This window comes from Mycolicibacterium peregrinum (genome assembly GCF_001665625.1).
GTDB classification, from domain to species: Bacteria; Actinomycetota; Actinomycetes; order Mycobacteriales; family Mycobacteriaceae; genus Mycobacterium; species Mycobacterium peregrinum_B.
The window spans coordinates 75582-87549 of the sequence record NZ_LZSY01000067.1 but is presented as its reverse complement, the minus strand read 5'-3'; the positions used below and the strand labels follow the sequence as shown (position 1 = coordinate 87549).

Below are 11968 nucleotides of genomic sequence, written 5' to 3'. Positions count from 1 at the left end.
ATGCAAATTCATTAATCAGCTATGCGCAGCCACGCAGCCCTTCGTAGAGCCAGCGCTGAATGGCACCTACCGTAGTCGTCTCACCTGCTATCTCACCGAAGAGGTCCCAGTACCGGCGGACATGCGGATCGGTGTCGGCGCCGGCGTTGACGACGAGCGCACGCCGGAAACTCTGCGTGTCCGTGTCCGTGCGAGCCTTGGCGTGGGCATCGACGAATCGGTCGACCGCAGCGCAGGATGACGGCGATTGACCGGCACGCACGAGCGGCGACGCCATGTCACACGCCTCGGCAACACCGGCGACCAGACCCCGGCGATCGCTGATACGGGTGGGTTCGAACCGCCACAGCTGCCGGGCCATCACCCTCCCGAATACCGGTTGCCGGGCAAGGGCCACAAGCTCGGCGTAGGCGACAACGCTGCCCGGACGTGCCTGGTCCGGTGATTGCGGCACGGTCATCTCCACGAGACCGTCGAATATTTCCCCCTGCGCCGCCCCAGCGAACAATCGCCGCCAGAAGTCGATCAGTACGTCGTGTCCGCGACGTCCGTCCTGCGCGGTCGACAATGCCTCCAACGACGCCCGCCGCCTCGCCAGGTCAGCCAAATCCGCATCGAGGGCGCGCTGTTCGGCGTTCACAGCATCGCCGATGGAGATCCGACCTACCAGGATGGCACCAATGGCATCCAGGCCGAGACCGGCAGCGCGCAAGCGCCGAACCAGGATGAGCGATTCGGCCGCTGTGTCGTCGAAAACGCGATGCCCACCCGAACTCCGGCGAGCTTCGAGAAGGCCCTCATCGCAGTAGTACCGGATCGTCCGAACGGACACGCCAGTGAGCCGCGACAACTCACCGATGCTTGTGCCGTACGTCACAGTGCCTTGAACCTCCACCTGACTGGAGTTCCTAGCGTAGGCCGCATGAACACCGAGGACATCTGGCGCGCCGTCGACACCGAACGCCGCGGGCTCCTGCACCTACTCGAACCACTCACCGCGTCGCAATGGCGCCACGCCAGCCTGTGTGAGAGGTGGCAGGTTCGAGACGTCGTGGCCCACCTGACGCTTTCCACACAGGCCAATGTCGGTCGAATACTGGTCAATCTGTTGCGAGCGCGCGGCAGCTTCGACCGAATGGTCTGCGATACCGCGACCCGCCACGCAGCGGAGAGTGCGGATCATCAGTTGCTCGAAGAGTTGCGCGGCACGATCGGCTCGCGCTTCGCCGCGGTCGGCACCACACCGGCTGATCGGCTGATGGACTTGCTCGTACACGGCCAGGACATCGCGGTACCGCTGCAACTCCAGCACGAAATGCCCACCGCGGCTGCACAGTTGGCACTGGAGCGGATTTGGAATCCGCGATTCCCGTTCCGGGCCAGCCAGAGGCTGGCCCCCTACCGGCTATGTGCTGTCGACACCGGCTGGGCAGCCGGGGCCGGACCCCTCATCGAGGGGCCCGTCTCGGCATTGCTCCTGCTGGCGACGGGACGTCAGGCAGCTGCTCTCCCCCACCTGCGCGGTGACGGCGTCGAGCTACTTGTCGCCTGAGATTCAGCCGCGCAGGACAGCGCCGACGCGCTCCGTGGCCACCGCGACCGCGGCATCGCGCGCGGCGCTGGCCTCGTCCTCGGTCAGGGTGCGGTCGGCAGCCCGGAACCGCAGTGCCAGGGTCAGCGATTTACGCCCCTCCCCGATCTGCGGGCCGGTGTAGACGTCGAACAGTCGGACGTCCTCCAGCAGCTCACCAGCCCCGTCGCGCACCGCGTCGACGACGGCAGCCGCGGCCACATCGTCGGCCACGATCACGCTGATGTCCTGGAACACGGCGGGGAACGGCGACACTTTCGGTGCGGGCAGCGTCTCGACGATCGGTACTGCATCGAGATCGAGTTCGACGGCACAGGTGCCCTTCGGCAGCCCCGTCCGCTCGACGACCGCCGGATGCAGCTGGCCGGCGTAGCCGACGACGGCATCGCCGACGAGCACCTCGGCGCAGCGCCCCGGGTGCCACGGCAACTCCTGGGCGGCGCGGAACGTGAACTCCACTCCGGCGGCCCGGCCGATCACCCGCACCGCCTCGAACGCGTCGGCGGCCTCCACCGGACGTCCCGGACCCCAGGGCCCCGCAGGCTCCCGCAGTCCGGTCAGCACCGCCGCGACATGCTGCGGCTGATGGGGCAACGACGCGTCGAGCCCGGCGATCTCGTCATCGGTCGGCCGACGGTCATTCGGGATGCGCTCGACGGATCGGGTCTGCTCGGTCGGGTGCACCACCTGCTGAATCCCGAACAGCGCCACATCGGCGGAGCCACGGGACACGTTGCGGCCCAACGCTTCAAGCAATCCGGGCAGCAACGTGGTGGCCAACGCGGGCCGATCGGCTTCGAGCGGGTTCAGCACCTTGGTGGTGTTGCGGCGGGCGTCGTCGGCGGCCAGGCCCCAGGCGTCGAACACTCCGGCCGGCAGGAACGGCGTGGGCAGGACCTCGACGAACCCGGCCAGCGCGAGTGACTTGCCGATGGCGCGGCGACGCTTCTGGACCGGGGTCAGACCACGACCGGCCGGCGCGGTCGGAAGCACCGACGGGATGGACTCCAGGCCCTCCAGTCGCAGTACCTCCTCGACGAGGTCGGCACGCTGACGCATGTCGGGCCGCCAACTCGGCGGGGTGACGGTGAGCAGGTCGGAACCGGTGACTTCAGCACCGATCTGGATCAGCCGCCGCGCCGTGGTGCCTGCGGCGTAGTCGACGCCGGCGGTGCGGTCGGGCAGATCGGCGGGGATCTCGACGGCCGGTTGGGACCAGTCGGTGCGTCCGCCCACCCGCCAGTCGGTGAGCTTCGGTTCGACCGTTCCGCCGGCGATCTCGGCCAGCAGGGTCGCGCAACGGTCCAGTGCGGCAACCGAAATGGCCGGGTCCACGGACCGCTCGTACCGGCGGCCGGCCTCGCTGGCCAGGTGCAGTCGACGCTGGGTGCGCGACACCGCGGCCGGATCCCACACCGCGGCTTCCAGCAGCACATCAGTGGTGGAATCGCGCACCTCGGTGGTGCCCGCGCCCATCACGCCGCCGATCGCCGCCGTCGCGACATCGTCGACGATCAACACGTCGGCCGAGTTCAAGGTGCGCTCGACATCGTCGAGGGTGACAACCTTCTCGCCGTCGCGGGCGAACCGCACGTCGAAGCCGCCGGTGATCAAGCTGCTGTCATGCGCGTGCATCGGATGACCGAGTTCGAGCATGACGTAATTCGTCACGTCGACCGCCGGGGAGATGGCGCGGATACCGCTGAGCATCAATCGACGCTGCATCCACCACGGCGACACCGCCGCCGGGTCGATGCCCGTGACCGGGCGCAGTCCGAAACGCTTTACCCCGGTGCCAGACTGGACGGTCAGCGGCCAGGCCTCGCCCTCGGCGGGCAACGGTGTCACATCGGCCAGGTCGACGAACTCGAGGTCGTTGGCGCAGGCGATCTCGCGGGCCAGTCCACGGACGGACAGGCAATAGCCGCGGTCCGGCGTGATCGCCAGATGGAACACCACGTCGTCGAGGCCGAGGATGTCGGCGGCCGGGGTGCCCGGTTCAGCCGTGCCCTCGGGCAGGACCAGAATGCCCGCGCCCTCGACGCCCAGATTCATCTCCGACGCCGAGCAGATCATTCCGTCGGAAACCCGGCCATAGGTCTTGCGCGTGGCGATTTTGAAGTCACCGGGCAGCACAGTGTCGGGCAGTGCCACCACAACCAGATCGCCGACTGCGAAATTCGTTGCACCACAAACGATATCGCGGAACTCGCCGTCGAGATTCTGGACGCCGACATCGACCTTGCACGCCCGGATGGGCTTCTTGAACTCGGTCAGTTCCTCGATCTCGGCGACTCGGCCTACGGTCAGCGGACCACTCACCGGGCCGATCGGGATGATCTCCTCGACCTCGTGCCCGATCCGGATGAACGTCTCTTCGAGCTCCTCGACGGACGCATCCCAATCCGGGGCACCAGCGCGGACGGCCTCCCGCAGCCAACTGAATGGAATCCGCATCAGGCACCGACCCCGAACGGCAGCGAGAAGCGGACGTCACCCTCGACCATGTCACGCATGTCAGGAATTCCGTTGCGGAACTGCAGGGTTCGCTCCAATCCCATACCGAAGGCAAAGCCGGAGTAGACGTCGGGGTCGATACCGCAGGCGCGCAACACATTCGGATTGACCATGCCGCAGCCGCCCCACTCGACCCAGCCGGGGCCGCCCTTCTTGCCGGGGAACCAGATGTCCACCTCGGCCGAGGGCTCGGTGAACGGGAAGAAGTGCGGACGGAACCGGGTGCGCCCCTCCGGGCCGAACTGGGACCGTGCGAACGCGTCCAGCGTGCCGCGCAGATTCGCCATGGTCAGACCCTTGTCCACGGCGAGCCCCTCCACCTGGTGGAAGACAGGCGTGTGGGTGGAGTCGAGTTCGTCGGTACGGAAGGTCCGCCCGATCGAGACGACATAGACGGGCAGATCGCGTTCCAGCAATGCGCGGATCTGGACGGGCGACGTGTGGGTACGCAGCACCTGCCGCGACCCGTCCGGGGCGATCTGGAAGGTGTCCTGCTCACTGCGTGCCGGATGATCCGGAGGGAAGTTGAGCGCGTCGAAGTTGAACTGCTCGGTCTCGACCTCTGGGCCCTCGGCCAGTTCCCACCCCATGGCCACGAACGTGTCCGCGACGTTCTCGGCCAGGATGGTGATCGGGTGCCGGGCGCCCACCGGCTGCCGCGTCGAGGGCAGCGTCACATCGATGCGTTCGGCGACCAGCACCGCGGCGTCGCGCTCAGCCCGCAGCGCGGCCAGCCGCTCGTCGTACGCGCGCTGGGCCTCGCCGCGGGCGACGTTGACCCGCTTGCCGGCGTCGGCGCGGTCGGCCTTCGGCAGCGTCGCCAGCGCCTGGCGCGCCAGGGCGATCGGGGCACGATCGCCGAGGTGCTCGGTCTTGGCGCGCGCGAGCGCGTCGAGGTCACCGGCCAGCTCAAAGGCATGCCGGGCCGCGCTGACGGCTTTGGTCAGGGCTTCTTCTGAGAGATCACTGGGCTGCTCAGCCACCCGGCGATCATAGGCGATGGCCTGATCAGGCTTCGAATCCGTTTGCCCGTACGAAGGGCAGAGCCACCACGACAACTCTGCGTCGAGCCGTTCCGCCTCGTCCGCCTCGGCATCTCCAAAGCCCACGCCCGCTGCGACCGTTGGGCAGCCAAATCAAATTAGCGCGCGAGGTGCCCGATGAATGCCGTTACGCTTGTGAACGGATCGATCTCGCCACCTCAGGACAGTTTGCCGAAGTAGCTTTTTCGAATTTTCCGGTGCCCCGGCCAACTGCTCTACGGTGCGCAGTCTTGACCGGCGGAAAGCTCGTGCCCGCCGCTATAACAATTGCTATAGAAGGTGGTCAGGTGGATCGTCAGAAGTTGGCTGATGAGTGGGACGACGGGATCTCGCCCGCGGTGGCGGGACTGGCCGGGCTGGCCGAACCTTACGGAGTCGCCCTGGACTACTCCGCCCAATCACTGCGCGCACTCGAACACGTCATCACCAACCTGTTCCACCAACCCGACGACCTCTTCACCGACGACGACCGCCCCGCCGTCCGCGCACTGATCGCCTACATCGGCCTGACCCTGACCCACCTCACCACCGGACACTGGGACTGGGACAACCAACCCGGCTTCGCCGAACAGGCACAACCCACCCTCACCGACACCGCATTACTCGACCGCATCACGACCACCTACTGGGGCTGGGACGACAACCCCGCCGGCACCCCCGCCGGTCTCCCCATCGCCGTACCCGGTGACGGACTCGGACTCCACCCCGTCTCACCTCTGCACCTTCTTTTCGCCACGGTCATCGACCGGCCCACCGACGCAGGTCCACTGGTCCAGGCCTTCACCGCCTGGAGCGAAAAGGTCATCACCCCACCACCGCCCGGCGTCGTCGGCATCGACCTGCTGCCCAGCCCAGAACCCTCACCCGTCCTCGACGACTGGCTGGCCGCCCGCCAACGCGACTTCCCACAATGGGCCACCCGCTACCCCGGAAACTGGGACTTCACCCCCGAATCCATCGACCGCCTCACCGACCTCATCCACCACCACACCCCCACCGTCGAAGCCATCAACGACCCCGCCAACACCGACCTACTCGCAGGCGCCTGCTGGTATCTCGGCGAAATGCTGCGCCGCAGCCGACCCTCCCGCTGGGTCTACGTCGACTACACGAGGGAGCCCGGGGACCCCGCCCTCGTCGCGTACGAAGTGCAGAGCAATGACGACAGGGACGTCACGGGCCCGTTCCGGCTGTTTCGCCTCGGCATCACCAAAGGCCAACCCAAAGCCCGCGGCTACTACGACCGCTGGGCAGCCAAATCATGACCGGGCACAAGCTCACCACTTACGCCATGGTGATCGTTTTGGTCATCGCCGGCTCGACGTGGCTGGGGGATGCTACCGCCCACGCCGAGTACGGGGCCTACGGCGAGTGCACCACCGGGTTTGCCCTGCCGGGGTTCGATGCCACCGAGGTGGCACCCGAAAACAGCACCGTCGAGTACCGGTATCCGGGTCTGGATCCGGGCCTGGAAGCGATCGATGAACCGTCGAGCGACGAACTGAGGATCCTCGACGACGAAGGCCTGTCCGGCGGCACCGAGAATCACATGCTCATCACCTGGCGCAACTACACCCGGGCCAAAGCTGCCGCCGGAGCCAAGCCCATGGCCTTCGGGCGGTGGAAGTCGAACTACATCACCGTCATCAAGAACCGGCGCGTCGGACCCGCCTTCGAAGACTTTCTGTGGAACGAACTGTGGAAGCTGTCCGACAGCGGATCGGCGGGCTGGATCAAGGGCTCGAAGATCAACCCCGGGATCCTCCCGAACGGACCGGTTTTCGATATCACCAACGTCGACACCAAGATTCCCGAACGGCTGTGGACCATCGTCGAAGCGAAGTCCGGAGACTCGCTTTCGTCGCACGCAAGAAGTCAGTTCAAGGAACACGTCAAGATGGCCGGCCAAACCAGGTCTTCGTTGGTGATGATGTTCGGCAAGCTGCCCAGCCCCGCTACGCAGCGCTGGATCAAGCGCACCCTGGATGAGCTGAGGAATGACAAAGACGTACGGATGCCGACGGCGGTGTGCGTCAAGTACTGGCCGACGAAGGCTGTGCCCGAAGGACCGGGCGGTCCCGGCGGCCCGGGTGGTGCAGCTTCGTTGCCGCTTCCGTTGGGAGACGCTCCGGACAACCCCGAGGATCAGGCGGTCCGAGACGAGATCGAGGTCGCACTCGATCAACCCGCCAGTCCGACGCTACAGCCGGCACCACCGGCTCCCGCACAGCAGCCGAAACCGGCGCCCATCCAGGTTCAGGCCGGCCCGGCACCGGCACCACAACAACCGGCACAACCGCCGATGCCACGGCAACAGCCGGCACCACAGCAACGGCCGGCGCCCGCACCTGCGGTTCCAGCTGTCCCGGCCCCGCAAGCGCCTGCCGCACCGCCACCGCCGATCGTCATTCCAGTGCCGGTCCCCGTGCCCGCGCCGATACCGGCGGCGCCGATTCCCGTACCGGTACCGGTACCGGCGCCTGTGGCACCAGCACCTGCAGCTCCCGCCCCGGCGGCACCCGCACCCCAGCAGGCACCTCTGGCGCCCGCCGCGCCCGCGATCGGCTACGGCGGGATCGATTTCTCGACCCTCGAATTGCGCTATGTCACCGACACAGTCGCGGGTAAGCCGGCAATGCAGTACGCGTTCCGGGCCAGCACCACATCCGACGATGTGCCGTCCTACGGCGGGAAGCGCAATGCCCAGATGGCCATGGACGCCTTCTACGTCTGGATGGCGCTGTCCCCCGACAAGTTCTGGGTCAACCTGAACCCCACCGAGCCGGACCGAGTCATCGACCGGGAGTTCGGCAACACACAAGCGGGTCAGGTGCTGCTTGAGGCGGACTTGGAGATGAAAGAGGTGTCGGGCCGGCTGCAGCGAGACGACACGCCGCTGGGCAAACGATTCGAAGACGCGCTGCGCGGCACGGACAAATGCTTCCTGGGCCGCAGACAATGGATAGAGCCCACGCCGGCCACCGTTCGGGAGGACGGCGACCAGCTGTACATCATCGACGCACCACTGACTGTCAAGGTCGGGCTCGAGGACGGCGATATCAGCCCGAACCAATCATGCGACGGCCAGGATCCGGCGATCACCGCGCAAAACGGTCAGCTGTACCAGGACATGATCATGCCCGCGGTGGTCGAGGCGATCAATCATGATCCCGAGTTCGCCGACCTGCGCCGGGTGTACGCCAGCCGGATCGCTGCCGAGTGGTACCGGAAGCGCAACGCGGACAAGCCAACTCAGTATGCGGATGTCATCGATTCGGGCAATGTCGCCGCCTGGACCGTACCGTGGAATTCGCGTGAGGTCTTCGACCGCTACGTCTATTCGTACACCCACGCCAAACCGACCTTCAGCTGGAAAACCCAGGAGGGTGACCGAACGTGGACTCGGGGCCGCTCCTGGGGAGGCGTCGACTTCAGCAAGATCGAACTGAAGGACGTCGGCGAACAGGAGTTCAAGACGAAGTACGCGTCCATCGCCACTGCGGCGGGACCGTCGATCGTCGGCCCGGTCGAGCAGCAGACCGGTGATCAAATCTGGATAGGCGACATCAACACTTCTGTTCCGCTGAACCAGATTTGGCCGCAGCAACCGACGTCGTGGACGCCATACGAAATCCCGAACCCCGCGTCCTCGAAGCCGTACTTCTATCTGCTGGTGACCCTACCCGTGGCGGCCTGGCTCGTAACCGGTGGCGCGCTGTGGTGGCGCCGCCGCAAAGCCGGAAACGGAGGCTGACCGTGTCACTGGATCCCTTCGGTAACTACGACCCATTCGCCGACCCAGCCCCACCGCAGTCCACGGTGCCGCCGCGGCCGACTCCGTCACCTCAGCCACCTCAGCCACCGCGGCCGGCTCCACCACCTCGGCCGGCTCCACCACCTCGGCCGGCTGCGGCACCAACCGCGCCGGCCTGGACCGGAGTGCTCCGGACCGCCACACCGGGGCCTCCCGCGCCACTCCCGCACACCGGGTCGTCTACCGTGCCGCCGTGGGAGGCAGGCGGCCCGCCGTGGACGGTTTTCCTGGCTGGTTACCTGGTGGGTGGGATCGCCACACTGCTCGTGGTCGGCGCCATCGGCACGCTGCTGGCCCTACCGGAACTCGAATTCATATACGGCGGCACCACATTTCCCGGGGTGACATTGGCGGCAGTTTCGGTCGGCGTCGCCGGGGCACTGGTGTGGCTGGCCGTTCGCTACGCCGGCCGACATCGAACCGCCCGTACACCAATACTCGTCGGCATCGCGGTCATCGCAGCGGTCGCCGTCGTGATCATCGTGCTGGCTCCGGGTGGCCAGGTCTCGTGGTTCAGGACGCTGACGCTGATCCTCAGCGCCGCAGTACTTCTCCTCGCGGTCGCGATCGTGGCGCTGATCCTCCAGCCGAAGTCCAAGTCCTATTTCGTCACGCCGTCAACCGCAGACCAGCTGTCGATGCTCGGGCTGCCACCCGTCGCGCCTGCGCCGACCAGCGCGAGGCCTGCAGAACCCGACACCGTCACCACCAGGCCGGTCGCTCCGCCACCCACGTACGCGCCACCTCCCCGACAGGCACCCGCACGTCCGGCGCCGCCCGGGCAGGACTACGACCCATTCCGGTAGTGCCGGGCGCGCCCCGGTGAGTGCGGCCTATGCGCCCGGCGCCCCGTCACCCTCATGTTCGCCGGCCGGTAACCGCCTGGGAATTTTCACCCGGTACATGATCAGATCATCGGGCACGCCCTCCGGCTTCGCCGAAAAGACCTGCCGCCGTTCACGTTTGACGGTCACCCCCAGAAGGGCGAGCTCATCTTCCGAGATGCCCTCCAACGTGGTGTGCGAGATCATCAAGCCGCCCCTGGCGGCCCGCTCCATCACGCGAGCGGTGATGTTGACGTCGATACCGAGCCAGTCCGACCCGATGCGCTGCGGACGCCCGGTGTGGATACCGATGCGCATCCGCGGTGCGTAGCCGTCCAGGTCGATGTTCTTGACCCCCTCGCGCGCCACGAGCATCGCGCGCAGGGCGGTTTCCGGATCGGAGAACACCGCCATCATGCCGTCGCCCATACGCTTGACGATGTGACCGCGGGCCTCGAGGACCGGGGGTTCGATGACCTGAGCCACCCGTCGCAGCAGCCGCAACGTGGCGTCATCGCCGGCGCGGAGCGACCACGACGAGAAACCGACCAGGTCGGTGAACGCCAGCGTCACTTCGGGATTGGCCGGGGTTCCCGAGACACGTTCGGTCAGCGCCTGCCACACCTGCAGCGCGCCCAGGCTCACCTCCCGAGAGGCGGCATCACGGTCCAGCAGGCGGTCGGCCACGCGCGCGGCCGCGCGGGGTCCGCCCTCTCCGGCTGCCGAGAGACGGTCACCGAAATCAGGATCGCCCGGCAATGCCCGCCGCGCCCGCCGGACCAGGTCAACGACAGCCGGGCTGCGATTGGTGCGTTGCAGCCAGCCCAACGGACCCGGCAACCCGGGTGCCTTCGCAGGACGCTGCTGTGGCGCCTGCCCGATATCCCCGACCTCGCCGGACGGGTCATCGAACGGCTCGCCATCCACAGCGCAAGAGTAAGTGGCGCGCAGACCGGGCGGCAATCGCGCCACGAGCGATGGTGCTCACCCTCCCCTGGCGGCGACAAACCGGCCTGGTCACGGCCCTATGGCGCCGCGGTAGCCGACGAATAACAGTGCACAGCGACGCGCCGTGGCGTCGTAGACAACACACGTTGTCACTACTATCGTGAGCTGAGCTGTGATTCACGTCATGACGAGTCAACGAGGACGCAATGACCACACGAGCCACCACCAGCGAGCACGATCCACTCGGACCGGATTCGCTGACCTGGAAGTACTTCGGCGACCTGCGCACGGGGATGCTCGGCGTCTGGATCGGAGCGATCCAGAACATGTATCCCGAACTCGGCGCCGGGGTCGAGGAGCATTCGATACTGCTGCGCGAACCCCTGCAGCGGGTGGCCCGGTCGGTCTACCCGATCATGGGCGTCGTTTATGACGGCGACCGGGCGGCCGACACCGGCGCGCAGATCAAGGGTTTTCACCACACCATCAAGGGCGTCGACGGCCAGGGCCGGCGCTATCACGCGCTGAACCCTGAGACGTTCTATTGGGCGCACGCCACGTTCTTCATGCTCATCATCAAGACCGCGGAGTATTTCTGCGGCGGGCTCACCGAAGCCGAGAAGTGTCAACTCTTCGACGAGCATGTGCAGTGGTACCGCATGTACGGCATGAGCATGCGGCCCGTTCCGAATACCTGGGACGAGTTTCAGGAGTATTGGGACGCCAAGTGCCGAGACGAGCTCGAGATCAACCGGGCCACCCTCGACATCTTCACTATCCGGATCCCCAAACCGTGGTTCGTGTTGATGCCGACACCGGTGTGGGACCAACTGTTCAAACCCCTTGTCGGCGCACAGCGCTGGATCGCGGCCGGCCTGTTCGACCCGGCGGTGCGGGAGAAGGCCGGCATGCGCTGGACGCCCGGCGACGAGGTGCTGCTGCGAATCTTCGGCAAGATGGTCGAGTTGGCATTCGTCGCGGTACCCGACGAGATCAGGCTGCACCCGCGCGCCCTGTCGGCCTACCGCCGTGCCGCCGGGAAACTACCGGTCGACGGCCCCCTGGTCGAAGCACCTGGCTTCATGGCCCCGCCCCGCGACCGCCGCGGGATGCCGATGCACTACCTGCCACGTCACAAGACCCTGCTGGACCGGGCCGGCGCGCTGGTGCACACCACCTTCTCCCTGCCGGCGCTGCGACGGCCGGCCAGGCGCAGTGCAGCCTGACTTTT

At 66.8% G+C, this 11968-nt stretch carries 9 protein-coding genes; 5 read left to right on the top strand and 4 right to left on the bottom strand.

What is annotated here, in order from left to right:
- Positions 1-19 precede the first annotated feature (19 nt).
- Positions 20-877, bottom strand: coding sequence for a MerR family transcriptional regulator (locus A5779_RS09205; protein ID WP_064881109.1), 858 nt, complete (start codon positions 875-877; stop codon positions 20-22).
- 45 nt (positions 878-922) lie between these two features.
- On the opposite strand from A5779_RS09205, the gene A5779_RS09200 reads away from it, so the two are divergent.
- A complete protein-coding gene (locus A5779_RS09200) occupies positions 923-1552 on the top strand; it encodes a maleylpyruvate isomerase family mycothiol-dependent enzyme (RefSeq protein WP_064881048.1) in 630 nt (209 codons plus the stop codon).
- Between the two features lie 3 nt (positions 1553-1555).
- On the opposite strand, the gene pheT is transcribed toward A5779_RS09200, so the two are convergent.
- Entirely contained in the window at positions 1556-4048 is a 2493-nt protein-coding gene (pheT, locus tag A5779_RS09195; protein WP_064881046.1) for a phenylalanine--tRNA ligase subunit beta, read from the bottom strand.
- Entirely contained in the window at positions 4048-5091 is a 1044-nt protein-coding gene (gene pheS, locus A5779_RS09190; RefSeq protein ID WP_064881107.1) for a phenylalanine--tRNA ligase subunit alpha, read from the bottom strand. The genes pheT and pheS overlap by 1 nt, the downstream gene beginning before the upstream one ends.
- Before the next feature lie 347 nt (positions 5092-5438).
- Here pheS and A5779_RS09185 point away from each other — a divergent pair, with 347 nt between their 5' ends.
- The 3 genes from A5779_RS09185 to A5779_RS09175 all read left to right on the top strand — a co-directional run bounded on the left by A5779_RS09185 (position 5439) and on the right by A5779_RS09175 (position 9771).
- Positions 5439-6416, top strand: a complete 978-nt coding sequence (locus A5779_RS09185) for a hypothetical protein (RefSeq protein WP_064881044.1) — start codon at positions 5439-5441, stop codon at positions 6414-6416.
- Positions 6413-8905, top strand: a complete 2493-nt coding sequence (locus A5779_RS09180; RefSeq protein ID WP_064881042.1) for a hypothetical protein — start codon at positions 6413-6415, stop codon at positions 8903-8905. Before A5779_RS09185 ends, A5779_RS09180 begins: the two co-directional genes overlap by 4 nt.
- A gap of 245 nt (positions 8906-9150) precedes the next feature.
- Positions 9151-9771, top strand: coding sequence for a hypothetical protein (locus A5779_RS09175; RefSeq protein WP_064881040.1), 621 nt, complete (start codon positions 9151-9153; stop codon positions 9769-9771).
- Positions 9772-9798: 27 nt separating this feature from the next.
- Here A5779_RS09175 and A5779_RS09170 read toward each other — a convergent pair whose 3' ends face one another.
- Positions 9799-10716 (bottom strand): adenylate/guanylate cyclase domain-containing protein, encoded by a 918-nt coding sequence (locus tag A5779_RS09170; protein WP_064881038.1) that lies wholly within the window; start codon positions 10714-10716, stop codon positions 9799-9801.
- Positions 10717-10943: 227 nt separating this feature from the next.
- On the opposite strand from A5779_RS09170, the gene A5779_RS09165 reads away from it, so the two are divergent.
- Positions 10944-11963, top strand: coding sequence for an oxygenase MpaB family protein (locus A5779_RS09165; RefSeq protein ID WP_064881036.1), 1020 nt, complete (start codon positions 10944-10946; stop codon positions 11961-11963).
- Positions 11964-11968: the final 5 nt, after the last annotated feature.

Excerpts from the sequence above, each read along its gene's own strand:
- A5779_RS09200 (WP_064881048.1), top strand. The coding sequence starts at position 923 with ATGAACACCGAGGACATCTGGCGCGCCGTCGACACCGAACGCCGCGGG.
- pheT (WP_064881046.1), bottom strand. The coding sequence starts at position 4,048 with ATGCGGATTCCATTCAGTTGGCTGCGGGAGGCCGTCCGCGCTGGTGCC.
- A5779_RS09180 (WP_064881042.1), top strand. The coding sequence starts at position 6,413 with ATGACCGGGCACAAGCTCACCACTTACGCCATGGTGATCGTTTTGGTC.
- A5779_RS09165 (WP_064881036.1), top strand. The coding sequence starts at position 10,944 with ATGACCACACGAGCCACCACCAGCGAGCACGATCCACTCGGACCGGAT.